Origin of the sequence: Sphingomonas sp. IC-11 (assembly GCF_021043365.1) — a bacterium.
Taxonomy (GTDB): Bacteria; Pseudomonadota; Alphaproteobacteria; order Sphingomonadales; family Sphingomonadaceae; genus Sphingomonas.
In genome coordinates this window covers 1,141,445-1,166,154 of sequence record NZ_JAJNDU010000001.1, presented here as the reverse complement: position 1 = coordinate 1,166,154, position 24,710 = coordinate 1,141,445, and the positions used below count along the sequence as shown (strand labels likewise).

The 24,710-nt window shown below is 64.6% G+C and carries 27 protein-coding genes; 9 read left to right on the top strand and 18 right to left on the bottom strand.

Translation table 11 applies throughout. The annotated features are described in order from the left end of the window. Positions 1 to 97: 97 nt before the first annotated feature. The 4 genes from spt to lptG all read left to right on the top strand — a co-directional run bounded on the left by spt (position 98) and on the right by lptG (position 5,803). Complete coding sequence (spt, locus tag LQ954_RS05615; RefSeq protein WP_231022294.1) at positions 98 to 1,360, top strand: serine palmitoyltransferase; 1,263 nt, start codon at positions 98 to 100, stop codon at positions 1,358 to 1,360. Between the two features lie 127 nt (positions 1,361 to 1,487). Continuing rightward, positions 1,488 to 3,338 carry an ATP-binding protein gene (locus LQ954_RS05610; protein WP_231022729.1) on the top strand — a complete coding sequence of 617 codons (1,851 nt, stop codon included), beginning with the start codon at positions 1,488 to 1,490 and terminating at the stop codon, positions 3,336 to 3,338. A 180-nt stretch (positions 3,339 to 3,518) separates the two neighbouring features. After that, positions 3,519 to 4,715, top strand: a complete 1,197-nt coding sequence (gene lptF / locus LQ954_RS05605; RefSeq protein WP_227770453.1) for an LPS export ABC transporter permease LptF — start codon at positions 3,519 to 3,521, stop codon at positions 4,713 to 4,715. After that, positions 4,712 to 5,803 carry an LPS export ABC transporter permease LptG gene (gene lptG, locus LQ954_RS05600; protein WP_231022293.1) on the top strand — a complete coding sequence of 364 codons (1,092 nt, stop codon included), beginning with the start codon at positions 4,712 to 4,714 and terminating at the stop codon, positions 5,801 to 5,803. The genes lptF and lptG overlap by 4 nt, the downstream gene beginning before the upstream one ends. A gap of 222 nt (positions 5,804 to 6,025) precedes the next feature. Here the strand turns inward: lptG and LQ954_RS05595 are convergent, their stop codons facing one another. Then, on the bottom strand, positions 6,026 to 7,102 hold the full coding sequence (locus LQ954_RS05595; protein ID WP_231022292.1) for a fatty acid desaturase family protein: 1,077 nt from the start codon (positions 7,100 to 7,102) through the stop codon (positions 6,026 to 6,028). A gap of 108 nt (positions 7,103 to 7,210) precedes the next feature. Here LQ954_RS05595 and LQ954_RS05590 point away from each other — a divergent pair, with 108 nt between their 5' ends. Next, the gene (locus LQ954_RS05590; RefSeq protein WP_231022291.1) at positions 7,211 to 8,365 is read left to right on the top strand and encodes an N-acetyltransferase; all 1,155 of its coding nucleotides are present in this window, start codon (positions 7,211 to 7,213) and stop codon (positions 8,363 to 8,365) included. Between the two features lie 273 nt (positions 8,366 to 8,638). Here LQ954_RS05590 and LQ954_RS05585 read toward each other — a convergent pair whose 3' ends face one another. The 7 genes from LQ954_RS05585 to LQ954_RS05555 form a co-directional block, all read right to left on the bottom strand. Beyond that, a complete protein-coding gene (locus LQ954_RS05585) occupies positions 8,639 to 8,887 on the bottom strand; it encodes a hypothetical protein (protein WP_227770457.1) in 249 nt (82 codons plus the stop codon). Positions 8,888 to 9,166: 279 nt separating this feature from the next. Further along, positions 9,167 to 9,937, bottom strand: a complete 771-nt coding sequence (gene xth / locus LQ954_RS05580) for an exodeoxyribonuclease III (protein WP_231022290.1) — start codon at positions 9,935 to 9,937, stop codon at positions 9,167 to 9,169. A 10-nt stretch (positions 9,938 to 9,947) separates the two neighbouring features. Further along, complete coding sequence (erpA, locus tag LQ954_RS05575) at positions 9,948 to 10,286, bottom strand: iron-sulfur cluster insertion protein ErpA (RefSeq protein ID WP_227770459.1); 339 nt, start codon at positions 10,284 to 10,286, stop codon at positions 9,948 to 9,950. Positions 10,287 to 10,355: 69 nt separating this feature from the next. Then, positions 10,356 to 11,564, bottom strand: a complete 1,209-nt coding sequence (locus tag LQ954_RS05570; RefSeq protein WP_231022289.1) for a M23 family metallopeptidase — start codon at positions 11,562 to 11,564, stop codon at positions 10,356 to 10,358. A 123-nt stretch (positions 11,565 to 11,687) separates the two neighbouring features. After that, the gene (locus tag LQ954_RS05565) at positions 11,688 to 12,476 is read right to left on the bottom strand and encodes a ferritin-like domain-containing protein (RefSeq protein WP_231022288.1); all 789 of its coding nucleotides are present in this window, start codon (positions 12,474 to 12,476) and stop codon (positions 11,688 to 11,690) included. Then, positions 12,473 to 12,919: a peroxiredoxin gene (locus LQ954_RS05560; RefSeq protein ID WP_231022287.1), complete on the bottom strand. Its 447-nt coding sequence runs from the start codon at positions 12,917 to 12,919 to the stop codon at positions 12,473 to 12,475. The genes LQ954_RS05565 and LQ954_RS05560 overlap by 4 nt, the downstream gene beginning before the upstream one ends. Next, positions 12,882 to 15,521, bottom strand: coding sequence for a bifunctional [glutamine synthetase] adenylyltransferase/[glutamine synthetase]-adenylyl-L-tyrosine phosphorylase (locus LQ954_RS05555; RefSeq protein ID WP_231022286.1), 2,640 nt, complete (start codon positions 15,519 to 15,521; stop codon positions 12,882 to 12,884). Before LQ954_RS05555 ends, LQ954_RS05560 begins: the two co-directional genes overlap by 38 nt. A gap of 101 nt (positions 15,522 to 15,622) precedes the next feature. Here LQ954_RS05555 and LQ954_RS05550 point away from each other — a divergent pair, with 101 nt between their 5' ends. Continuing rightward, complete coding sequence (locus tag LQ954_RS05550; RefSeq protein WP_231022285.1) at positions 15,623 to 15,802, top strand: hypothetical protein; 180 nt, start codon at positions 15,623 to 15,625, stop codon at positions 15,800 to 15,802. 15 nt (positions 15,803 to 15,817) lie between these two features. On the opposite strand, the gene LQ954_RS05545 is transcribed toward LQ954_RS05550, so the two are convergent. From LQ954_RS05545 to LQ954_RS05535, 3 genes are all read right to left on the bottom strand, one after another. After that, positions 15,818 to 16,459: a sigma-70 family RNA polymerase sigma factor gene (locus tag LQ954_RS05545; RefSeq protein ID WP_227770465.1), complete on the bottom strand. Its 642-nt coding sequence runs from the start codon at positions 16,457 to 16,459 to the stop codon at positions 15,818 to 15,820. Positions 16,460 to 16,562: 103 nt separating this feature from the next. Further along, on the bottom strand, positions 16,563 to 16,706 hold the full coding sequence (locus LQ954_RS05540; RefSeq protein WP_177179026.1) for a hypothetical protein: 144 nt from the start codon (positions 16,704 to 16,706) through the stop codon (positions 16,563 to 16,565). 41 nt (positions 16,707 to 16,747) lie between these two features. Continuing rightward, positions 16,748 to 17,545, bottom strand: coding sequence for a response regulator (locus tag LQ954_RS05535; RefSeq protein WP_227771059.1), 798 nt, complete (start codon positions 17,543 to 17,545; stop codon positions 16,748 to 16,750). A gap of 249 nt (positions 17,546 to 17,794) precedes the next feature. On the opposite strand from LQ954_RS05535, the gene LQ954_RS05530 reads away from it, so the two are divergent. The 3 genes from LQ954_RS05530 (at position 17,795) to LQ954_RS05520 (ending at position 19,973) form a co-directional block, all read left to right on the top strand. Next, the gene (locus tag LQ954_RS05530) at positions 17,795 to 17,962 is read left to right on the top strand and encodes a NepR family anti-sigma factor (RefSeq protein WP_231022284.1); all 168 of its coding nucleotides are present in this window, start codon (positions 17,795 to 17,797) and stop codon (positions 17,960 to 17,962) included. 9 nt (positions 17,963 to 17,971) lie between these two features. Beyond that, a complete protein-coding gene (locus tag LQ954_RS05525) occupies positions 17,972 to 19,561 on the top strand; it encodes a sensor histidine kinase (protein ID WP_231022283.1) in 1,590 nt (529 codons plus the stop codon). 277 nt (positions 19,562 to 19,838) lie between these two features. Next, complete coding sequence (locus LQ954_RS05520) at positions 19,839 to 19,973, top strand: entericidin A/B family lipoprotein (RefSeq protein ID WP_227770468.1); 135 nt, start codon at positions 19,839 to 19,841, stop codon at positions 19,971 to 19,973. A 53-nt stretch (positions 19,974 to 20,026) separates the two neighbouring features. Here the strand turns inward: LQ954_RS05520 and tatC are convergent, their stop codons facing one another. The 7 genes from tatC to LQ954_RS05485 form a co-directional block, all read right to left on the bottom strand. Beyond that, complete coding sequence (tatC, locus tag LQ954_RS05515; RefSeq protein ID WP_231022282.1) at positions 20,027 to 20,800, bottom strand: twin-arginine translocase subunit TatC; 774 nt, start codon at positions 20,798 to 20,800, stop codon at positions 20,027 to 20,029. Then, on the bottom strand, positions 20,797 to 21,264 hold the full coding sequence (tatB, locus tag LQ954_RS05510; RefSeq protein ID WP_227770470.1) for a Sec-independent protein translocase protein TatB: 468 nt from the start codon (positions 21,262 to 21,264) through the stop codon (positions 20,797 to 20,799). The genes tatC and tatB overlap by 4 nt, the downstream gene beginning before the upstream one ends. A gap of 29 nt (positions 21,265 to 21,293) precedes the next feature. After that, a complete protein-coding gene (locus tag LQ954_RS05505) occupies positions 21,294 to 21,533 on the bottom strand; it encodes a twin-arginine translocase TatA/TatE family subunit (protein ID WP_227770471.1) in 240 nt (79 codons plus the stop codon). 26 nt (positions 21,534 to 21,559) lie between these two features. Next, positions 21,560 to 22,135, bottom strand: a complete 576-nt coding sequence (scpB, locus tag LQ954_RS05500; protein WP_231022281.1) for an SMC-Scp complex subunit ScpB — start codon at positions 22,133 to 22,135, stop codon at positions 21,560 to 21,562. Next, positions 22,132 to 22,857 carry a segregation and condensation protein A gene (locus LQ954_RS05495; protein ID WP_231022280.1) on the bottom strand — a complete coding sequence of 242 codons (726 nt, stop codon included), beginning with the start codon at positions 22,855 to 22,857 and terminating at the stop codon, positions 22,132 to 22,134. Before LQ954_RS05495 ends, scpB begins: the two co-directional genes overlap by 4 nt. Beyond that, positions 22,854 to 23,858: a glycoside hydrolase family 3 N-terminal domain-containing protein gene (locus tag LQ954_RS05490; protein WP_231022279.1), complete on the bottom strand. Its 1,005-nt coding sequence runs from the start codon at positions 23,856 to 23,858 to the stop codon at positions 22,854 to 22,856. The genes LQ954_RS05495 and LQ954_RS05490 overlap by 4 nt, the downstream gene beginning before the upstream one ends. Positions 23,859 to 23,984: 126 nt before the next feature. Next, positions 23,985 to 24,710, bottom strand: a complete 726-nt coding sequence (locus LQ954_RS05485; RefSeq protein ID WP_227770475.1) for an SPOR domain-containing protein — start codon at positions 24,708 to 24,710, stop codon at positions 23,985 to 23,987.

Below are 24,710 nucleotides of genomic sequence, written 5' to 3'. Positions count from 1 at the left end.
CGCCCGTCCCGCGGGACGGACATTGATGACATTCGGCCGGGCGCGTGGCGCCCGTTGAACCGACACGACCCGAGTTGAACGGTTGGGAATTGAACACATGACCGAAACCGGCCTCCAGGCTGAAGCCCTGCCCGTCGAGCCTGCCACCGTGGCTCCGGAACGCGACCTGTTCGACAAGTTCGCACCATTGATCGCCGAGCGCCAGGCGCTGCTCGACAGCGGCGTGCGCGATCCGTTCGGCATCGTGATGGAGGAGGTGAAGAGCCCCACCGTCGCGGTGATCAAGGGGCGAGAGACAATCCTGCTGGGCACCTACAATTACATGGGCATGACGTTCGATCCCGACGTCATCGCCGCCGGCAAGGAGGCGTTCGACAAGTTCGGCAGCGGCACCAACGGGAGTCGCGCGCTGAACGGGACGTTCCACGACCATATGGAAGTCGAGCAGGCGTTGCGCGACTTCTACGGCATGTCGGGCGCTATCGTGTTTTCAACGGGTTACCAGGCGAACCTCGGCATCATCTCAGCCATTGCGGCGAAGGGCGAGTATATCATCCTGGATGCCGACAGCCATGCGTCGATCTATGACGGGTGCGCGATGGGCAATGCGGAGATCGTCCGCTTCCGCCACAATTCGGTCGAGGATCTCGACAAGCGGCTGGGCCGCCTGCCCAAGGAGCCGGGCAAGCTGGTCGTCCTGGAAGGCGTTTACTCGATGCTGGGCGACATTGCCCCGCTGAAGGAGATGGTCGCCGTCGCCAAGAAGCATGGCGCGATGGTGCTGGTCGACGAGGCGCATTCGATGGGCTTCTTTGGCCCCAACGGTCGCGGCGTCTATGAGGACCAGGGGCTGCAGGACCAGGTCGATTTCGTGATCGGCACCTTTTCCAAGTCGGTCGGCACGGTGGGCGGCTTCTGCGTGTCGAACCACCCGAAGTTCGAGATCCTGCGCTTCGTCTGCCGCCCCTATATCTTCACCGCCAGCCTGCCGCCCGCGGTGGTCGCGTCGGCCACGGCATCGATCCGCAAGCTGATGCACGCCAAGGACAAGCGCGAGCGGCTGTGGGCCAATACGCGGCAGCTGCACGGCGGGCTGAAGCAGCTTGGTTTCCGCCTGCCGACCGAAGAACCGGAATCGGCGATCGTCGCCGTCATCCTGAACGACCAGGAACAGGCGGTGCGGATGTGGCACGGGCTGCTGGAGGCCGGGCTGTACGTCAATGTCGCGCGTCCGCCCGCGACGCCGGCCGGCATGTTCCTGCTGCGCTGCTCGGTCTGCGCGGAACATACGCCCGAGCAGATGGCCAAGGTGGTGGCGATGTTCGAGGCGGCCGGGCGCGCCACCGGAGTGATCGCCTGATCCGAACCCGGTGAGCGCTTCCGCCAGTTCCACGCATCTGCTAGGTCCCGTGCCCGTGATCGCGGACGAGGGCGTCGATGCCCCGGAGGGGGTGGCCTCGGCCTGGCGCACCCTCACGCTGCTTGTGATGGGTGTTCTGGGCCTGGGCGTGCTGGTGGCGCTGATCCTGGCGCTTGGGGAAGCCAATCGGCAACGCGACCGAGCGGTTTCGCTGCAATCCCACAGCTATGACGTGATGATCCTGGCGCGGACACTTTCAGGCACGATCGCGCAATCGGAGGCCTCGCTGGGCCGCTACGTTATCTCAGGCGACAAACAGCTGGGGCAATTATACTTCGACGATTGGCGCCGCGCGGGAGATCAGATCCAGCGGCTGGCATCGCTGACCCGCGATGATCCCGAGCAACAGCAGTTGGTGGCGCGCCTGAGCGCTGCCTATCGCGATCGCGGCGAGGAACTGTCGCTAACGGCGCTTTCGACCACCTATGGCAAGAACGAGCAGGCGCTTTCGCGCTATTACGCCGCCCGCAAGGCGCCATCGCTGGATGAGATCCGCGTTGTTCTCGACGCGATCATCACTGGCGAGCGAGCGGTGCTGGGCCGCCGCACCGCCGCTGCCATGGCGCTCGTCAACCGGTCGACCAAGGCGGCGTTCGTCTTCTCCGTTTTCGGTGTCCTGCTGCTGCTCGGGGCGATCGCGCTCGGCTGGCTCACGGTTCGCGCGCTGACCGAACGCGCGATCGCGCAGGCCGAAGCGGACGCGCAACGGGCACGCGCCGCTGAACTGGCCATAGCGGTTGATGAGGCAACCGACGAGCTTCGCACCCAGGAGGCTCGACTCCGGCAAGCGCAAAAGATGGACGCGGTCGGCCAGTTGACCGGTGGCATCGCCCACGATTTCAACAATATGCTAGCCATCATTATTGGCGGACTTGAGCTTGCCCAGCGCTCAATGCCGGGGAATGCCGAGGACGCTGTCCGCCATGTCGAAAGTGCGCGCGAGGGCGCTCTTCGGGCGGCGGAGCTTACTCGCCGGCTCCTGGCGTTCGCTCGCGAGGGGGCCATCGATCCGCAGCCGATCCATATCGGCACCCTGCTTGCCAGCATGCGCGATCTTCTGGATCGGACCCTTGGGGATGGAATACGGATCGAGATCATCGATGCCACCGAGGGCGCTTACGTCCGGGCGGACAAGGTTCAGTTGGAGAATTGCATCCTGAACCTGGCAGTCAATGCGCGTGACGCCATGGAGGGTCGCGGGCTGTTGACCATCACCGCTCGGCTTGAATGGTCCGACGACGGCGACTTCGTTGCCATCGCCGTGCGCGACACCGGCTGTGGCATGTCACCGGAGGTCGCGGAACGGGTGTTCGAACCGTTCTTCACCACCAAGCCGGTTGGCAAGGGAACAGGCCTGGGGCTGAGCCAGATCTTCTCGTTCGTTCGCCAGCTAGGCGGCGACGTGGCGATCGACTCAGCGCCGGGAGCCGGCACCACCGTCCACGTGAGGATGCCGCGAGACACCAGCGCCGCGAGCGAGTCCGAGGCCGATACGGCAGAAGAAATCGCTCCCGTCGAGATCGGGTCGCTGACGATCCTGGTGGTGGAAGATGATCCGCGCGTGCTTTCGGCCACGATCGGGGCGCTTGAGGAACTTGGCCATCGGCCGATCCCTTGCTCGGACCCGGCCGAAGCGCCTGCCAAGCTGGATCTTCATTCGCCCGTGAATCTGATCATCAGCGACGTATTGATGCCGGGGCAGACCGGACCGGAGATGGTTGCCGCGCTCGATCCCCGCCACGCAGGGGTCGCGGTGCTGTTCGTGACGGGATTTGCCGGCGAAACCCGCGATCCGGAGCTCTTCAACGGGCACCATGTCCTGCGCAAGCCATTCACGCTCGCCGGCCTGGAAGCCGCCATCGCGGAGGCGATGTCACGTCACCAATCGAATGGACCGCACAGGCTGGCTGCGGAATGACGCAGGAGCGACGGCACCAATTCGCCGTGTCATCGTTACCCTTGCGACCGGTTCGGTTTCTCGCTGTCCCATGAGCTGAAGTGTCGCGGCGACGACGCGATAGCAAAGGGGGTGGCGCTTGCCGTCTGGTCGCCTATACCCGGCCCCCCACCCGCTAGTTCGAGCTTCCCAGCCGCGCCCATGAAATCGATCGACCGCTACATGGCCCGGCTGATCGCGCTGCCGCTGTTCTCCACGCTGGTGATCGCGGCGATGCTGCTTCTGCTCGATCGCATGCTGCGCCTGTTCGACTTCGTGGCGACGGAGGGCGGGCCGGTCAGCGTGGTGTGGCAGCTGCTTGCCAATCTGCTTCCCGAGTATCTCGGACTTGGGATCCCGATCGGCCTGCTGCTTGGCGTCCTGCTGGCCTTTCGTCGGCTTGCCACCTCGTCTGAGCTCGACGTGATGCGCGGCGTGGGCATGAGCTACGGTCGGCTGCTCAGGGTGCCTTACATGTATGCGGTAGGGCTGGCGCTCATCAACCTGGCGATCGTAGGCTTCATCCAGCCACGCGCACGCTACGCTTATGAGGGTCTGCGCTTCGAGCTGCGTACCGGCGCGTTGGGCGCCTCCATCAAGGTGGGCGAATTCACCCATCTCGGCGATCGCATGACGCTGCGGATCGAGCGCAGCCGAGACAAAGGGCGTGAGCTTTCGGGCATCTTCGTTCGCGCACAGACACCGCAGGGTGACTGGATCAGCGTTACTGCCCAGCGCGGTCAGTTCTTCGCGACGGACGATCCCAACACGATCATCTTCCGCCTGACTGACGGCACGCTGATCCACAATCGCCCGAACTTTCCGGCGCCGCGCGTCCTGACGTTCAGCGCCCATGACCTGCCGATCGACCTGCCCAAGTTCGAGCAATTCCGGGCGCGCGGGGGGCGCAATCTGGAATATACCATTCCGGAGCTTGCGCGCATCGGCGCGACAAGCGGCAATGAAGAAGCCCGCGACGGCAGCCAGGCGGAATTGTACTTCCGCTTGGCGGAAGTGCTGATGATGTTCCTGTTGCCCCTGCTCGCCGTGGCTTTGGGGGTGCCGCCCAAACGATCAACGTCGGCGCTCGGCGTCTTCGTCTCGATCGTGATGGTCGTCGCTTATCACAAGGTGAACCAATATGCCGCCTCGATCGGCGAGCTGGGGCGCGTGGATCCCTTCATCGCGCTGTGGACACCCTTTGCGATCTTCGCCGCGCTGATCATCTGGATGTACTACACCCTCGCCTATGTGCCCGGCGGGCAGCCGATCGGCGCGCTTGAGCGTGGCGCGAGCAAGGCGCTGAAGGCGATCACTCGGCGCATGCCAGGCCGTCGCCCGCGAGAGGCACGCGCATGATCTCGTTTTTCCCGTCGCGCACCGTTGCTCTGTACATGGGCAAGATGTTCCTGGTCCGCACCTTCGGCATTCTGGCCGGCCTGGTGCTGGTGCTTCAGGCGCTCGATCTGCTCGGAGAGTCCGGGAAGATACTGGCGGTGCCAGGCAACACGGACGCGCAGGTATGGCAGTATATGTCGCTGCGCGTGCCGCAGATCATCGCGCGCTTTCTGCCCTTTTCCGTGCTCCTTGGTACCATCCTGACGCTGATCACGATGAACCAGAACAGCGAGATCGTCGCGCTGAAGGCATCGGGCATGTCCGCTCATCAGGTGCTGGCGCCGCTGATCACTGCCAGCATCGGCATCGCGGTTCTGAGCTTCGCCTTCAACGACCGCATTGTTGCCCGATCGACCGCGACGCTCTCGCAATGGCAGAAGGTGAATTACGGGCCGATGCCGATTGATCGGGGCGACCGAGCCAATGTGTGGGTTCGCACCGGCGACGATCTCATCCAGGTGAACCAGATCCGCGGCCGTGGAGACCAGGCACAATTGGGCGGCATCACCCTGTACGAGCGTGATGGCGGATTGCTGAGGGCGATCGTGACGGCGCCGAACGGCCGCCGTAGCGGCGAGGGCTGGTCGATCGGGCCGGCCCGTCGCTTCGATGTGGCGAGCGGAGCCATGACCGATCTCGGCACGGTCGTGGTTGCCCAAGGCGTCACGCCGGATCAGTTTACCTTGTCCACCATCAACGCCGACGGTCTGTCCTTCCGCGCGCTGAACGAGGCTATCGACGATCTCGCCGCCGCGGGGCGGCCGACGAAGGCGCTCGAGGGATCCTTGTGGCACAAATTGTCGGGGCCGCTGTCATCCGTGCTGATGCCGTTGCTGGGCGCAGTGGCGGCCTTCGGTATCGCACGCTCGGGCAAGCTCTTCATCCGCGCGGTGATCGGCATGGCGCTGGGCTTCGCCTATTTCGTGGCTGACAATTTCGCGCTCGCGATGGGCAACCTGGGCGCCTATCCGCCCTTCCTGGCCGCTTGGGCTCCGTTCCTGCTGTTCCTGCTGATTGGGGAAGCAGTGTTGCTGCGCACCGAGGAATAGCCCTGCTGCGGCTAATTCTGCGCGGCTAAGGCACCGCACAGCCGCAAATCACTGACGGTACGCTGGTGCGGGCGGAATGGCTGGCCATCGCCGCACTGCGGTCGTCCCGATCGAGCGCAGCCTTGTTGTGAATAAGCAAACGGCCTGCCCGAGGATCCGCTCAGACAGGGCCTCATCGTCCAATCATCGCCGCGTCCGCTGAGGCGGCAGCGCCGACCGGCGTTACCGCGGCAGCATGGTGCTGCGGGCGATCTTGGCGACCAGCCCCGGCATGCCTGCGTAGTTTGCCTTGTAGTAAGGCGAGTCCTTGTCGAGCACTGCGCTGAGCCGTCGATGCGCCTCGCCCAGCGCGTGATAGGGAAGCCCCGGCAGCAGGTGGTGCAACGCGTGATAACGGAGCCCGACGGGCGCCCACAGTGCCGGAAGCGTGGCAGGCGGCGGCACGTTGACCGAATCGAGATACTGCGCCGTCACCGTCATCGCCTCACCCTCATTCTCCCAGAGATGGGCAACAAGCGTCCGGAGCTGGTTGATGACAGCAACGCCCGAGGCCACCACCATGACGATCGCAAACGCGCGCAACGACATGGTTCCGGTCGCCACCAGCGCGATCAGCGACATGGCCCAGATCGCGCAGGCCGCTTCGATCCGGTTCCACTGCTTCGCCGCATCACCCTCCGGCATGCGACGGCGGAACTGCGGATTGATGGCCAGCGCCGAATAGCGCTCCACCACGACGCGGCGAAGACCCGGGATGATCACCGACAAGGGCGACAGCACGCCATAGCGGAAAATCAGCGCCACCGGCGCGAGCGCGGCGATCAACACGAACACCGGCAGGGACCAGGGCTTCATCAATGCCAGCGGCAGATATTCCGGATCTTCCGACGTGCCATAGCGGGTGCGCGCGTGGTGCAGGTTATGCACCCCTTCGTACATGAAGGATGGCACCAGCATCGGCACGCCGATGAAGGCGTTGTACCCGAGGCGGAAACCCGGCAGCGCCGCATGTTTCACATGCGTCAGTTCGTGGATGAAGCTCATACCGCGATACAGCGCGAGCATGGCGACGACGCCCGCCACCAGCGTCAGCCACAAGGGGCCAGCAGCAATCGCCACTCCCAGCGCGGCATAACCGACCAGCGCCGACGCAAGGAAGTCCGCCCAATACACGCCGGGCCGCGGCGCATTGAGGTCGCGGGTCAACTCCGCCGCCGCCTTCAGCATGGCACGATCATCTGCGATCGGCACACGAGGCGTGGTCGCAGCGTTGGTCCGGGCAAAAGTCATGGTCGTCATAGGCATGTCCATTACCGGGAGATAATGGCGACACGGTGGCTGCAACAGTGGCGCATGTCGCGGAAAGGCCGCTCGCCATGATCGCTTCAGGCGATTACAGGGCCGGTCATGGCAGGCTCCCTCACCATTCGCCCCGTTCAGACCAAGCGCGATCGCCGTGCGTTCGTCGATTTGCCGTTCCGCCTCTATCGCGACGACCCCAATTGGGTGCCGCCGCTGAAAAGCGAAGCGCTGGGCCTGATCACGCCTGAGAAGAACGGCTGGTACAGCCATGCGAAGGCACAGCTTTTTCTCGCCGAGCGGGATGGACGTGTAGTCGGCCGCATCTCGGCCCACATCGACACGTTGGCGCTGGAAATGCCTGCGACACAGGGGTTCGGACCTGGGACCGGCCAGTGGGGGCTGATGGAAGCGGAGGACTCCGGCGTCTTTGCTGCCCTCCTTCAGGCCGCCGAACGATGGCTGCGCGATCAGGGCATGAGTCGCGCGCTGGGCCCGATCTCTCAATCAATCTGGGAGGAGCCGGGACTTCTGATCGAAGGCTATGATCACCCGCCGACGGTGATGATGGGTCATGCCAAGCGCGAATATCGCGAGTGGATCGAAGGTGCGGGTTATCGGCCAGCCAAGCAGATGATGACCTATGAACTGGACATCACGCAGGACTTCCCTCCGATTGTTCAGCGCATCATCAAGTCGGGCGAGAAGAATGGCCGCATCAATGTTCGCGAAGTCGACAAGTCGCGGTTCGACGAAGAGGCGGCAATCATCCTGTCGATCCTGAACGATGCCTGGAGCGACAATTGGGGCTTTGTACCGCTGACGCCGCCGGAGATCCGGGACGTCGGGGTCAAGCTCAAGCCAATCGTGTTCAACGATCTCATCCGAATCGCCGAACTCGACGGCAAGCCTGTCGCGTTCATGATCACCCTGCCCGACCTGAACGAGCCGCTTGCCAAGCTGAACGGCTCTTTGCTGCCGTTCGGCTGGGCGAAGCTGCTGTTGTGGCTCCGCCGCCCAAAGGTACGGACGATGCGGGTGCCGCTGATGGGCGTCGTGAAGGAGCTGCAATCCTCACGCATGGCGAGCCAGCTGGCCTTCATGATGATCGAATATATCCGCCGCGCTTCCGTGACCCGCTACGGGGCGACCCGTGGGGAGATCGGCTGGATCCTGGATGACAACCAGGGGATGCGATCAATCGCCGAGACGATCGATAGCCGCGTCAACAAAGTGTATCAGGTGTACGAAAAGACGCTGTAGCGCTCAGCATCCATTACGCGACCTTGCCCTTCGCTTTGCAAATCGCGGGATGCTGTCAAACTGTCGTAAAAGCCCTGTTCGTCCCATGTATCGGCTCGGGTCCGGGCTTGCTGAGGCCCGCGGCCGAGAGCGGGGCGCTTCTCCGGTCCGGCCCCATCCACATGGATCACCGGACCGGCCGTAGCCGCTGCTCTCATCGCGAACCCCAGCGCCTTCATTCTCTCTTCTCCTGTTTGCGGCAGGCTCCGTCTTGCCCCTGATGAGGGGCGACATTCAGCGCTTCGCCAGCGGATCGGTGCCCTGCGCAACCCAAAGCGCGCGAGTCTGGCAGTAGCGGCGGGCCGAACCCGGACCAGTGATCGTGTCGACAACGCAAACGCGGCGCGTGTCGGTTTCCGGATTGATGCCCTGAGCCAGTCGCTGTTCAGCCGGTGCAGTGACAGGCGCAGGAGCCGGGGCCGGCGCGGGTTCGGGAGCAGCGGTGCCGAACGCGAGGGCAGCAGCGAGAGCGATCATCGTCATGGCAGTTCCTTTCAGGTCCGGCAGCGCTCGACTGCGCTGCCACTGAACCTATTGCAGGCACCGTGCCAAACTTGTTGCCGACGTAGTTTCAACCACTTAGCAAATGGCCCCGCGCTGGCCATCCTGATCTTCGGCGAAGTTCACCAAGTGGCGGCGGATCTTGCCAAATATCAACTGTGCGCATCCGGACGCGCGCATCGATTGCGTCCGCACACGAACGTCTCGATTCAAATATTTGGCTGACCGCCGCTCGGGCGGGCGTGCCGCCGCGCTTTTCTTCTAGCGCAGCCGAACCCAGGTGGGTGCGTGATCGCTCGCCTTTTCCCGGCCGCGATATTCCTTGTCCACGCCCGCTTCCGCCAAGCGGTCCGCCGCGGCTGGAGAAAGCAACAGATGGTCGATCCGGAAACCGGCATCTCGCTGCCACGCGCCGGCCTGATAGTCCCAGAAGGTCCAGACCCCGCCCGCCGGATTGCGCGTCCGCAGAGCATCGGTCCACCCCTGCGCCAAGAGGGCCCGATATCCCGCCCGGCTTTCCGGCTGCATCAGCGCGTCACTCGCCATCGCGCGAACGGAGAATGTATCGTCGTCATTCGGGATGACGTTATAGTCGCCGGCCAGCACCGCCGGCACCTCAGCCGACAGCAGCTCGCGAGCACGCCGCGACAGACGCTCAATCCAGCGCAGCTTGTATTCGAATTTCGGGCCAGGCTGCGGATTGCCGTTCGGCAGGTAGATCGACGCAACCGTCAGCCCGTTGACTACACATTCGAGATACCGGCTGTGTTCGTCCTCCGGCTCGCCTTCAAGCCCGCGCTGCTGCTCGACCGGATCGGCACCACGCGCGAGAACCGCGACGCCGTTGAAGCCCTTTTGCCCGTGCCAGCAGGCGCCATAGCCGGCGTCCCGCACGTCCTGGATCGGAAAGGTCTCGTCGGAAGATTTCAACTCCTGCAGGCAGACGATATCCGGCTGCTGCTCGGCGAGATACTCCAGCAGGCGCGGCAAGCGCGCCTTGATGCCGTTGACGTTGTAAGTGACGATTTTCACGCCAGCGGCATTACACCGAGAAGCTTGTCCCGCAACCGCAACCCGACGCAGCGTTCGGATTGTCGACCTTGAACGCGGCACCGCCGAGCGACTCCACGTAATCGACCGATGCACCCCGTACGAGATCCAAGCTCACATCATCGACCACGAGGCGAACGCCATCCGTCTCCGCCACTACGTCGCCGGCCTCCGGCGCATCGGCGAAACCAAAGCGGTACTGAAAGCCGGAACAGCCGCCGCCCTCCACCGAAAGCCGGAGGATGGCGGGCTTGTTCTGCTTGCCTGCAATGGCAGCAACCCGAGCCGCTGCGGCAGGGGTCAGGGCGATGTCAGCGGCGAGAGTAGCCATGGGGATGAGATAAGCCTCCCCCACCCTGCCCGCAACCCGCGATCACCGCGGGTGCGGTCTGCCAGTGGCTTAGTGGTCCAGCCCGTCCTGAGCGGCGGGCCCGCCGGTCGACACCGGGATTTGCCCGACCGTCCGGTCCTGCGCCGCGAGCAGATAGTCAGCCGTGGTCAGGAACGGCACCGGGTTCACGGCAGCGCCGTCGATGCGGACTTCATAGTGGAGGTGCGGGCCGGTCGAGCGGCCGGTCGATCCCATCAGTCCGATGATCTGCCCACGACGTACACGCGCATTGTCGCTGATGATGATCTTCGACAGGTGGCCGTAGCGGGTGGTGATCCCCTTGCCATGATTGATTTCAATCATGTTGCCATAGCCACCCTGACGGCCAGCATGGTTCACCACACCATCGGCGGTGGCATAGATGGGCGTGCCCGTCGGTCCGGGAATGTCGACGCCGGCGTGCATCGCAGCGGTACCGCGGAACGGATCGCTACGGACGCCGAAGTTGCTGGTGAAGGTAAGATGCTGAACCGGCTGAACGGACGGGATGGAGATCACCCCCTGTTCCAGCGTGTCGAGCTTCTTCCAGGTCATGAACAGCGAGCGGAACTGCGCATCTGCGTTCAGGTCAGCCGTCGCCTCGGCGCTGGCGGCGGGGATCAGCGGACCGCCCATGGCGGCTTGCTTGCGGCCCTTCACCAGGCGTTCCGGCCGCAGTCCACGCTGGCGGATTTCCTGAGTGGCGAGCTGGTAGCGCTCCTGCAACTGGTCGAGCGCGACATCGGCCAGCATTGCCTGCCGACGCTCAACCTTCCCGAACGGCGCGAGGGCGAAGGCGGCGAGACGATCGCCGGTGGGATCGATCTTCAGGGTCGCGAGCGCCAGCTTCTTTTCGTCGCCGACGCCGGTCAGCGCAGCGGCGAGCAGCGCCTGGCGCTGCTCAAGCCGGGTCGCATGCTGTTCGGCGGACTTGCGGATCGTCGCGACGCGGGTCTGCATGTGCGCCAGCTTGCGCTCCATGGTCTCGATACGCTGTTCGGACTTGGGAGCGGCCGTCAGGCCAGCGGCGACCGCAGCCTGGCCGGTCGCGGTTGCGGCACCATAGCCAGCGAAGGCGACTACAACGGCGGCAGCGCCGACGACCGCGCTCTGCGACGCCCGGCCCAGGCGCATCCGACGAACCGAGCGGCCATCGTGGAAAACCACGTTCCGCGGCGAAAACAGCAGGCGAGCGCCAGCAGCGATGCGATTAGCCGGCGCGGAAAAAGATTTAGTCATCGAACCCCAAACGAGATCGTTGATACGGCAGCCGTCGAGACACGCCCGACGCGCTTGATCTAAACTGGTCTGGATTGCGGCCCCCCGCACCCGGACGCCGATCTCTGGCTCCTTCTACGTCTCTTAGGCAATAGCGCCGTAATAATCCCGCGTTAGGCCGGCAGAGTCGCGCGCTGAGTCGTTGAATGGACCTTTCACCACGCCGCGAAAGTGCGTCCCGATCAACGATTGCCAATGAGCCGCGGGAATCAGGCCCAATTCTTCGCAGCTTGCCTCAAACCACTTCGTGCCGAAGCGAACGTGGCGGATTTCATCGGTGTAGATGCGCTGCAAAATGCGCGCGCTCGCCTCGTCGCCCGCGGTGCGGAACCGCTCCACTGTAACCGGCGTCACGTCCAGCCCGCGTGCTTCCAGCGCCATCGGCACAACAGCCAGTCGGGCAAGTGGATCTTTGGCGGTGACGCTTGCCGCCTCCCACAAGCCGGCATGAGCGGGAAGCGCGCCATAGAAGCTGCCGAGCGCCCGTAACCGCCGCTCGAGAATGGCAAAGTGCATCGCTTCATCGGCGCCAACGGAAAACCAGTCATCGACGAACGCGCGCGGGAACCCGGCGCCGAACCGCCCGGCCATGTCGAAGGCGAGGTCGATCGCCACGAACTCGATGTGCGCCAGCGCATGCAACAAGGCGAGCCGGCCGCGTTCGGAACCGCCCTTGCCGCGCTTGGGCATCCGGTTCGGCGGCAGCAATTCAGGAAGCGACGGACGCGCCGGTGCGTCGGGCATGGCCACCGCGAACGAATGGTCCAGCTTGCCGAGCCGCCATGCACGTGCAGCCGCTCGGGCAGCCTTCACCTTTTCGTATGGATCGGCAGCCTCAAGAACGCGGCGCGCTGCCTCGGCAACGCTGCTCACAGGGCGCAGGCCGCTTCCAACACAGCCGCGGCGTGACCAGCGACCTTCACCTTGCGCCATTCCCGCGCGAGCCGCCCATCACGATCAAACAGAAAGGTCGACCGCTCGATGCCCATATAGGTGCGGCCGTACATCGACTTCTCCACCCATGTGCCGAACGCTTCGCAGGCAGAGCCGTCCTCGTCGCTTGCGAGGGCAACAGCCAGATCATATTTGGCGATGAACTTCTGGTGCTTCGACGGAGTATCGCGCGAGATCCCGAGCACGGAGATGCCGGCAGTGGTGAACTCAGCCGCCAGCGCGGAGAAATCCTGGGCTTCCCGGGTACAGCCAGTCGTATCGTCCTTGGGATAGAAATAGACCACCATCGGAAGCGGGCGCTCGCGAAGGCGCAACACCGTTCCGTCAGGTGCGGTCACCGTCACGTCGGGCAACATGTCCATCAGTCACTCCTTTCCATGCCGCCGTAACCTCCTGTCGTGCACTGTCCAGCGCCGCGACCACCGCCGGCCAATCGTCCAGCCGGAGCGCGCGGGCGATCAGCGCGCGGGTTGCCGGCATGTCCGGTTGGGTCGCGTCCGGCGCCACCAGCCGCAGCGTCACGATCATGCGTGTCAGCAGGTCGTGCGCTGGACCAAGGCTTGGCGCCAGATCAAGCGCCTCGATGGCACGGCCCAGATGCGGATCGAAACCGCGGTGGGTTTGCAGCTGTCGCACATGCACGGCGAACTCCAGATCGACGAGGCCACCGGGCAGCAACTTTGCATCGAGCGGCCCGGCGGGCGGCTTGTGCGTCGCCATCTCGGCCCGCATCTTCAGTGCGTCGCCGACGATGTCCCGCTCCGGACGATTGCCGGCAAGCACATCCGATATGATCGCCTGCAACGCCGCGCGGGCGGCGGGAGAGCCGAATACCGGCCGCGCCCGGGTGAGCGCCATATGCTCCCACGTCCACGCGCTCTCCCGCTGGTAGCGCGCGAACGACTCGAAGTTGACGACCAAGGGGCCTTGGTTGCCCGAGGGCCTGAGCCTCGTATCGATCGGATACAGCGGACCGGCGGCGGTAGGCACCGACAAGGCCGCACTCACTCGCTGTGCCAGGCGGTTATAATAAAGCGTCGCGCCCAGCGGTTTAGGGCCGTCGGACTCCGCGGCGAAGTCGCCAGTGAACAGATAGACGAGATCGAGATCGGAGGCGTGGGTCAGCGCCCCGCCTCCAAGCCGGCCAAGCGCCAGGATCACGAACTCGCTTTCGGGAACCAAGCCATGAGGGCGGGCAAATTCATCAACCGCGGCTTGCGCCAGCACGTCAATGGCGGCCTCCGCTACCCGCGAATAGCCCGCAGCAACCGCGAGCGGGTCAGAAGCGCCTGCAATGATCTGGGCCCCCAAGGCAAAGCGCCGGTCGGCGACGATCCTGCGAACATGATCGAGCTGCGCCTGATAGTCGCTCCCCCTGCGAACTCGCATCTCGGCCGCGAGTTCGGCGATGTCCGGCACAGGTTCGAATGCCGACGCGTCGATCAAGCCATCCAGCAGATCCGGTCGCCGCGCGAGCTCGTCCGCCAGCGTCGGCGCATGGCTGAGCAATTGCACCAGCAGCACCGCCAGCGCGGGTCGCGCCTCCAGCAGGCGGAAGATGTTCACGGCGCTTGGCAGCCGCTCGAACAATCGATCCAGCCGGTTGAGCGCCGCTTCGGGCTCCGGCGCTTCGGCAAGCGCACCGATCAGGCCGGGCAGCACTGCCTCGAGTGCCGTCTGTGCGGCGGCGCTGCGGAGCGCCGGATAGCGACCGGCACGCCAGCTGCGTATCCGCGCCAGCGCCACCTCAGTGTCGCCAAAGCCGGCATCCGCCAACTGCCCGCACAGCTTGTCGGGATCGGTCGAGAGTGCCGCCGCCCCGGGCGCAGCCAGCCGGTCGAATATTTCCGCGACACGCGTAACATGGGGCAGCAGATGCGCGAGCAGCGCCGCACCATCCTCGCGCCCGTCGAGCCGCGCCACCCGATCCAGCGCCTCCCCGGTGGGAAGCGAGTGGGTCTGGCGGTCATCGATCATCTGCACGCGATGTTCGGCGGTGCGTAGCGCAACATAAGCGTCCGTCAGCGCACGCGCCTCCGCCGGATCGATCCGGCCGGCAGCGGCCAGCGCAGCCAGCGCCGAGCGCGTATCGCCAATGCGCAGCGCCGGATCACGGCCGCCGTGAATCAACTGGTGGATCTGGGCGAAGAACTCCACCTCGCGAATGCCGCCCCGGCCACGCTTGAGATCATAGCCCGGCCCGAACGTCTGCCCCTGCGAATGGTGGTCGCGAATCCGGCGGGTGATCTCGACGATCTCTCCAATGGCGCCGAAGTCGAGGCTTCGGCGCCAAATGAACGGGCGGATCGCGTCGAGAAACGATTGGCCTAGCGCCAGATCACCGGCGGCCGGGCGCGCACGGATGAATGCCGCCCGCTCCCACGGCAGCGCCTGCGATTCGTAATAGACGATGGCGGCGTCGACCGGCACGGCGATCGGCGTGACTTCAGGCGTGGGCCGAAGCCGAAGGTCCACCCGCAGAACGTAACCATCGGCATCGCGCGCCTGGAGCAGCTCGATGACGCGGCGGCCGATCCGCACTGCTGCGTCCACCGGCTCCTCGTTGTGGCGGGTCGGCAACGTGCGGGGATCGAACAGGAAGATCGGATCAATGTCCGACGAATAATTCAATTCACGACTGCCCTGCTTGCCCAGGGCGATGGCCACGAACCCCTTTGGGGCCGCACCAGGCGTCCGCTCGAGGATGGCCGTGTGAATTGCCTGATCCAAGGCCAGGTCGGCAAAATTCGTGAGGCGGTGCGTCACCGCGCTCAGATCGAACATGCCAGAGAGGTCACCGATCGCTACCTGAAGGGCCAGGCGCCGACGTGCGAGCCGAAGTGCCTTTCCAGTCCCCAGGTCAGCTGAGATCAGCGGCGGATCGGCGAGCGTACCCGCGCCCTGCTCCCCTTCGCGCTCAAGCAAAATCGCCAGAAATGGCGAATAGTCGCGGGCTCGCGCCACCGCATCGCTTACTGCTCGATCAGCAATAATTTCGCTTGACAAACGATCCACCACGAAAAAGACGTTGAAACCTTATGGCTTCGTCGCCCGTTCTAGCGGCTATGATGGGACATGAACATCACACAGGAGAGCGCGGCGGAGGCGGCTATTACGTCCCCCGCCCGCGCGTGACCGACGCGGTCGGCGAGTCGCTGCGATATGCCTATGCGGAAACGCGCAGGGTGCCGGATGAACTCGCCCGTATTCTGGCGCAGCTGGACCGGCTTACCACGCAACACTGACAAAGGTAGGCCAGCTCAGCGATCCCTGCTGAGCTCGTCCACCTCGTCCATGATCTCATCCAGCGTGGGCTTCACGCTGGCGATGGTGTGGTCGGTACGCGACGTCATGTCGTTACCGCTCATCAGTGTCTCGAGCGCGACACGGCCGCGAGCCACCCGGCTCTTGATCGTGCCCACCGCGACGCCGCAGATCTCCGCCGCTTCCTCATAAGCAAACCCGCCAGCGCCAACCAGGATCAGCGCCTCACGCTGGGGCTGCGGCAGATGAAGCAACGCGCGCTGCATGTCGGCCAGCTCGACATGTTTGTCCTGACTGGCCGGCGCGGCCAGCAGGCGATCCGCCACCAGATCGTCCCACTCGCCCTTGAAGCGAGCGCGCCGCATCTGGGAGAGATACAGGTTGCGCAGGATGATAAAGGTCCAAGCGCGCATGTTGGTGCCGGCCTGGAACCGCTTTCGAGCGGCCCATGCCTTCAGCAGCGTTTCCTGCACCAGATCGTCGGCGAGATCGCGGTTCCCGGACAGCGACCGGCCGAACGCGCGAAGGTGTGGGATCACCTGCGCCAACTGCTTCTTGAACTCGGGATCGGACAAGGAGACGTGTTCGACCGATACCTCATCGGCCGCGTCCGTGGCGCGCGGTTCAGCTTCGGTCATGTCGTGTCGTTCGATCCCCGCGCCGGGATGTTCCGGCGTCCTTTGCGCAAGATAGGTGTCGCCGGCGCGCTTTGCCAGCCGCTCCGTTAGCATCGGTTGTTACTTACTGCCGCGCAAACAGGATGAGGGCGAAGATCACCACAACAAGGACGAGCGATATCGGCAGGATGTAGCGCGTCATGTGCGGCGTGCTACCGGCCCGCGCCTCGTCCGTCGTCACTTCGATCCGTTCGTTTTCGTGTGCCATGCGTGCTCAACCCCTCAGCCTCGTTTTGGCTCCGTATCGAATTACGAAACGGGCGCGGTTGATTGATCGAAGAACAGAGCCTGGCTGATCGCAGCCTTAACGGTGGAACGCTGGAACGGCTTGGTGATCAGGAAGGTCGGCTCCGGCCGCTCACCGGTGAGCAGTCGTTCCGGGAACGCGGTGATGAAGATCACCGGCACCTGGAACTCGTGCAGAATGTCCTTCACTGCATCGATGCCCGAGCTGTCATCCGCGAGCTGAATGTCCGCCAGCACCAGACCGGGGCGATCCTCCATGGCGAGCGCAACGGCCTCGTCGCGAGTGACGGCAACGCCCGTCACCTCGTGACCGAGATCGCGAACGATCGTCTCGATATCCATGGCGATAATCGGCTCGTCTTCGATGATCAGCACGCGTGCACGGGTCTGCTTCTCGATCTCCGACAGCGCCTCTGCGACCAGCGCTTCCACCTCGCTCGGCGCCACGTCGACCAGATAGGCCGCGTCCTCGACGGTGAACCCCTCCATGGCGGTCAGCAGCAGGGCTTGGCGCGACAGCGGCGTCATCCGCGCCAGGCGGGCGCGGGCAATCGCCTCCTGATCGTCGACATCGCCTGGATCGGCCTGCTCGCCGTCGTTGGTCGAATTCCAGATTACCTGGAACGTGCGATACAGACCAAGCCGCGGATCCACGTCGCGCGGAAATTCGTTGGGCGCGGCAACGATGGCCTCAAGCGTGGCGCGCACATATTTGTCGCCGTGCGACTGGCTGCCGGTGAGCGCCCGCCCATATCGACGCAGGAAGGGCAGGTGCGGGGCGAGCTGTTGTCCAAGCGACATGAGGCGGAACGACTCCCAATAGATGAAGGCATGGCTTTGCGCGCCATGCCCTGATTGATCAACTTCATCGACAAACCCCCCGCGGGCGCCAGACGCCCGACGACGCAATTCGTCGCCGATATGTGGAACCAACGAGCGGCTTTTTGGTTTCACCGTCGTCAGCCTTGATCAACAGGCTGGCGCCGCGGCCCGTATCCGGCCAAGGAAATCTCATCGTCACGCGGAACGGGTGGTTCAGGGGGCTTAGAGTTGGTTTCGGATAAGGAAGCGCCAAAAAAGACGGTCAAGACGAAAGGCGGCACGGCGGTGCAGTCCAAGGACCGGGACATGGGTGCGGCGCTGCGATCGATCTATCAGAAGACGATTGACGAGGCCGTGCCCGACGAGATGATTTCCCTTTTAGGCAAGCTAGACTAGACCCACCTTATGGTTACGAAGGCGCCAGAAGAGTCGCGCGACGGCGCGATGGCGCCGACGTTCATGATGCGGTGGCCGACGGGCGCAAAGCTGCTCGTCATCATCTCCATCGCCCTCCTTCCCCTCGCGATCATTGCTGTTTTCGCGACGCTGCGCATAACGCAGATCGCAGACGCCGAGGCCCGGGCGAGCCTCCGCGTCGCCTCGGCGGAGAGCAGTCGGGCAATCGCCATTGAATTGATCGGCGACATGACGGCGCTTCGGGTTGCCGTTGACGCGCTTGAAGCCGATCCGCTCGACACGCCCAGCTGCGCCCGCGTTCAGGGCGTGTTTGCCCAACAGGCGTTCAACGGTGCACGCTTTGCCGTGTTCGACGCGCGCGGCCGCTTGCTATGCGGCAGCGGCTTTCCGCAGGCGCTGGAGGTAGCGCGCGCTGCCAGGGACTCCGCCGTCGCCGCCCGGATCGTGCCGGGGAGCGGATTGCTGCTGGGCGTGGTCGGCCGCACTGGCCGTGTCGCTGCGTCGGCCTTCTTCCCGAAGGACTTTATTGCCGACCTCAGTCGCCCAAGCGGTTTTACCCCTGCCTATGCAGCCAAGCTGACGAGGCAGGGCGAGGAACTGATCCTCGAGCCATTGCCCCGGGAAAACGCCTTTGAGCGGCGCGAAAGCAATGTGACGGATCTCGGCATCGGCGAGTTGGGTCTGGCCATGCAGGTGCGCTCGGCACCGATCACCTCGCCGCTGGTCATTGCTTTGCTTCTGCCCCTTGTCATGTGGGCCGCGGCCGCCGGCATCGCCTGGTTCGTGGTCGACCGGCTGCTGATCCGCCCGTTGCGGCAATTGCGGGCGCATGTGGCGGCCTTCACCCCTGGCGAGGAACCGGATCCAGCTGCCATTCGCGCCCTCCCCGCTCAGGAGCTTCGCGAGCTCGGCGACACCTTCCGCGCGCTTACCCGCACCGTCGCGATTCACGAGGCCGGACTGGCTGAAGGTCTTGTTCGACAGACGAAGCTGACGCGCGAAGTTCACCACCGCGTGAAGAATAATCTTCAGGTCATCTCTTCGCTCATCAACTTCCACGCGCGCGGTGCCCGCTCACCCGAGGCAGCGCAGGCCTATGCCTCCATCCAGCGGCGCGTTGATGCCCTGGCCGTGGTTCACCGCAACCATTATGCGGAGATGGAAGAAAATCGCGGTTTAGGGCTCCGCCCCATGCTGGGCGAGCTTGCCTCGAACATCAGGGCCACCGCAGCCGAGGGCATTCAGCTGCGCATCCAGCTGGATACCGATCCGTATCTGGTTTCCCAGGACGTGGCGGTCGCCGTGGCTTTCCTTGTCACGGAACTGATCGAACTGGCGGTGACATGTGATCCCGCTGCCCACCTGCGCGTGTCGGTCAAGGAAGGCGCGGAAGCCGATCGGGCCACCCTGCGGGTATCGTCGCCGGCCCTCATCGACAGTCCCGCGCTGCGCGAGGGGCTGGCCACGCGCTTCGGCAGGGTCACGGAAGGGCTCTCGCGTCAGTTGCGGGCGCCGCTTCACCATGATCCGCTTACGGGCGCTTACGAAATCTCGATCGCAGTTCTCGGCCGCGATTGATCTGCCCCGCGGGGTAGCGCCCGGCGTTAACCACGCGATAAAAAAACCTGAACTTTGTTGGAACTGCGCTTCAGAAGTCGCGTTCTACACTTCGGATAGCGACCTTATGCCCCCCCGCTCTCGCTATCCACGACATAGGCCCGGAAGCGTCAACCCTCCCCCCCCCGGTGACGCTTCCGGGCCTTATTACATCCGGGGTCGCTCATAACGTTAATGGAACGAACGGCGCCATCGCGCATTTGCGATCTTGGTAGATCATTTGCGCTCAGGAGGAATTATGAAGAAGCTGGTGGGGATGCTTGCAGTCGCGGGTGCATTGCTGGTCGCAGCGTGCAACACGGTCGAAGGCGTCGGTCGTGACGTCTCCTCGGCCGGAGACACGGTCGCCAAGACTGCCGACGACGCTAAGTAAGCCTGAAGCCTTTGGAAACGGCGGGGGCGATGAAGGTCGCGTCCGCCGTTTTGCTATTCGGCGGACAATTGCTCGCGCTCACGCGAGCGCTTCCGCTCGGTGAACCAGATCCCGATCAGCGCGAGTTCGTAGAGGAAGCACAACGGGATCGCGAGCAGCAGCTGCGAGCCAACGTCGGGCGGCGTGAGCACGGCGGCAATCGCAAACGCACCGACAATGGCGTAGCGGCGCGCGGACACCAGCTGCTGCCGGGTCACGATGCCGCCGCGTTCCAGCAGCATCAACAGCACTGGCAGCAGAAACGCCACGCCGAAACCAAACAGGAACTGCATGATGAACGACAGGTAGTTGCCGATGCCTGGCAGCGCTTCCTGATTTACCCCGCCAACTTCGCCCTGGAAGCTGAGCAGGAAATGCAGCGCCATCGGCACTGCGATATAATACGCCATCGCCGCCCCGCACAGGAACAGCACCGGGGTGGCGAGAATGAACGGCAGCAGCGCGCGCTTCTCATTGCGATAAAGCCCGGGCGCCACAAACTGCCAAAGCTGGTTTGCAATGATCGGGAACGACACCATGATGGCGGCGAAGAACGCCACCTTCACCTGAACGAAGAAGGCCTCGAAGATTTCGGTGTAAATCAGCCGGGTCTGTCCTGCCGCCAGCAGCGGCTGAACCAGGAACGAAAAGATCGCCTCGGCAAAATAATAGCAGACGAAAAACGCCACCACGATCGCGCCAATACAGTAGAGCAACCGGCGACGCAGCTCGATGAGATGATCAAGCAGCGGGGCGCGGGTGTCGTCCAGGTCGTCGGCGGTGCTCACGAGGCTGCCTTGTCTTGGGGCGGCGCAGGGCTCGTCACGGGGGCCGCAACGATCGTCGGTCGCTCAACCATCACGGGCTCGTCCGTTTCGGCCGAACGATGATGCACTCCTGAACTTGCCGGCTCGGCAGGCGAAACCTGGCTGCCCGGGAATTCTGAAGCACCGGATTGTGAGCCTGGAGCGTCGGGCAGCACCGGGTCGGAAGCGACGGGTTGAGCAGGCGTCAGCATCGGATGCTCACGCATGATCCGCTCGTTCTCCTCCTTCCACTTCTTTTCCATCTCGGCGAGCTCGGCCTCCCGGACCATTTCGTCGAAGCCGGCCCGGAACTGACGTGCCACACCTCGGGCCTTGCCGACCCAATAGCCAAGGACCCGCAGCGCCTTGGGCAGGTCCTTAGGGCCAATGACGATCAGGGCCACCAGGGCCACGACCGCCATTTCCGAGAAGTTGAAGTCGAGCATGCGCCGCGATGCTTCCGGCAGTCGTCAGATCAGCGGGCCACCTTGTCGTCCTGGACGACCGTCTCGGACGCTGGCCGTGCTGCCTGCTGAGCTTCGATGCGCTGCGCCGGCTTGGCCGGCGTCTCATCGTCATCCTCGCTCATGCCCTTCTTGAAGTTCTTCACGCCCTTTGCGACGTCACCCATCATGCTCGAGAAGCGGCCGCCGCCGAGCAGAAGGATCGCCACGATGGCGAGAACAAGAATATGCGGGAGGCTGAAGCTACCCATAAGGAATCTCCTGAAGTCCCGCCCATCTAGTCGCCCTCGTCCGGCTTTTCCACCGCGAGTTCTTCCAATGCGAGATCAATCGGGTCGAGCAGGCCCGCCGCCTTCAGATCCTCGATGCCGGGCAGATCGCGCCGCGACTCCAGGCCGAAATGCGCCAGGAAGCTCTGGGTCGTACCATAGGTTAGCGGCCGCCCCGGCACCTCGCGTCGCCCCGCCGGGCGAACCCAGCCGGCGTCCATCAGCACGTCGAGCGTCCCCTTCGAGATCTGCACGCCCCGGATCGCCTCGATGTCGGCACGCGTAACCGGCTCGTGATAGGCGATGATGGCCAGAGTCTCGATCGCCGCCCGGCTAAGCCTGCGCACTTCGTCCCGATTCCGGCGCAGCAAGTGTGCCATGTCGCCCGCGGTCTGGAAGTGCCAGCGATCACCACGACGGACCAGGTTGATCCCACGCCCCGAATAATCCTCGGCGAGCCTGGCCAGTGCGCCGCGCACGTCGCCCTCGCCCACGTGCGCACGCAAGCTGTCGATCGAAAGCGGTTCGTCCGCGGCAAATAGCACCGCTTCCACCGCGCGCGTGAAATCGTCGAGCGGGTTCACGCCGGTGCGCGCAGATACAGCGGTTCAAAGGGGCCGCGCTGCTGCAACTCCAGCTTGCCTTGTCGCGCGAGCTCAAGCGCCGCCAGGAAGCTGGACGCCAACGCCGATCGTCGGAACGATCCGGCCGCACCTTCCGGCAGGAAGCTCTGGATCGCCGCCCAGTCGATCGCCGTTCCGATCAATGCCGCAACTCGCGCGATCGCCGCCTCCAGCGTCATGACCTCTCGATCGTGCACCACGTGCATGACGGGTCGGGTTCGCGCGCTCACCTGCCCGTAAGCGGAGATGAGGTCGAAAATACCGGCCGACCAGTTCGCCTTGCGCACCCTACGCAGCCCCTCCGGAGCGCCGCGCCGGAACACGTCACGGCCAAGCCGATCACGCGCCATCAGCCGCGCCCCGGCCTCCCGCATGGCCGACAGCCGTTCCAGCCGAAGCTGGAGTCGAAGGGCAAGCTCCTCGGGGCTCGGCTCCACCGCAGGATCCCGCGGTAGCAGCAATGCCGATTTCAAATACGCCAGCCACGCCGCCATGACGAGATAGTCGGCCGCCAACTCCAGCTTCAGAGTTCGCGCCTGCTCCACATAGACAAGATACTGCTCGACGAGCGCCAGGATGGAGATCTGTTTCAGGTCCACCTTCTGCGCCCGCGCCAGGTTCAGCAGCAGGTCGAGCGGCCCCTCCCACCCCTCCAGGTCGAGCGTCAGCTGCTCTCCGCTCACGCCGCCAGGGCGAGCAGTGCGTCGCGTTTGGCGATCAGCGCCGCAAAGTCGCCCTCCTCCGCCACCACGCTGCGCATCGCATCATCCAGCCGCTGGCGAGCGCGAGGCGCGATCTCGTCGAGACGGTCGGCAATCGCGACCATCTCCTCCATCCGGGCCCAGCAATCAAGCACCAGGTCGCATCCGGCGGCGATCGCCCCGGCCGCCTTGTCCGACGGTGTGCCGGACAAGGCTTTCATGTCGATGTCGTCAGTCATCAACAGACCGTCAAAGCCGATCCGTCCACGGATCACATCCTCGATGATTGTCGGAGACATGGTGGCGGGCCGCTCGCGGTCCCATGCTTCGAAGATGATATGGCTGGTCATGCCCATCGGGGCCTCGGCGAGCGCTCGGAACGGCGCCAGATCCTCCTCCAGCTCCGCTTCGCTTGCAGTGACAGTGGGCAGCAGGTGGTGCGAATCGACCAGTGCACGGCCGTGGCCCGGCATGTGCTTGATCACGCCGACCACGCCCCCGGCTGCCAATCCTTCCAGCGTCGCCCGGCCCATCGCGCCGACCCGCATGGGTTCGCTGCCGAAAGCGCGAATGGTAATCGCCTCGGTGGTTTCCGGGCGAATGACATCGAGGATCGGATGGCAATCGACGGTAATGCCAACCTCGGCCAGCATCATGCCAAGTGCGGTGGCGTTGGCGCGCGCGGCCTCGATCGCGGACATCGGGGCAATGTCATAAAGGCGGTCGAAGTCCGGCCCTGCCGGAAACGCCGGCCACTCTGGCGGCCCCAGTCTCGCCACTCGGCCGCCCTCCTGATCGACCAGGATCGCGACGTCGTTTCGCCCTTCGAGTTCGCGCAGCGAATCCGTCAGTGCACGCAGTTGCTGTCGATCGACGCAATTGCGCTTGAACAGGATATATCCGGCCGGACGCGCCTCCGCGAAGAACGCGCGTTCGTCGGCAGTCAGGACCGGACCCGAAAGGCCGAAGATCACAGGTTTCATTCGGCGCTGTTAGCGAATGCTCGCCCGCTTTTCACTAGGGAGCAGGGCCTTCGCCGCGGCAAAAAGCCGGCCTGGCGGCGGGCGGCTATGCCGATCGGGGCAGGCGAACCGCCCGCCCCTTGGTCGTCAGCTTGTGACGAAGCACTTTTCGCCAGCCACCGTCAGTCGCCCGCAAAGATCCGCCGCGGCATCGGCGCTGCCCGCGTTCACCTTGAGGCGATACACCTTGCGCCCGTTGACCTCAGCGGACTGAACCGTCTTCCCCAGTGTCGCGACGTAGGAGAAGCGCTTCGCCACCGCGCTCCATGCGGCGTTAGCGGCCGCCTCGCTCGGGAAAGCGCCCAGCTGAACCAGCGACCCTCCGGATGCCATCCCAGGCACGGGTTTCGTCGGTGCGGACATGGGAGCCGTGGCCGTCAGGCGCCCGCCCGAGCCCGGCACCTCGGCGACGGTACGCGCACTGCCACCCGTCACAGGCGCCGGCGCACCTTCTGCACGGCGGCCGTCGATCGGCGTTTCGGGCACCGCCTTCAGGTCAATCGCCGCTGGCGCATTGGCACCGGCGCTCACGGCGATCGCAGAATCGCCTTCACCCTCCACTTTCAGGCCGCCGGGATCATCAGGCCTGACCTTGTAATCGCCCGCTGGCGCCGCGATCAGTTCCCCCTGCCCGTCGGGAGCGCGCTGCTGGAAGGTCAGCACCGCAAAGACGATAGCAGCGAGCAGCACGAGACCGACGACCACGAGAACGACGACCCTGAACAGACCAGGGCCTTCCGGCTCGTCCGCCTCGACGGTTTCCAGCCACGGAAGCCGGTCCTCGTCCCGAAGGTCGATTTCGTTGCTCGCCAT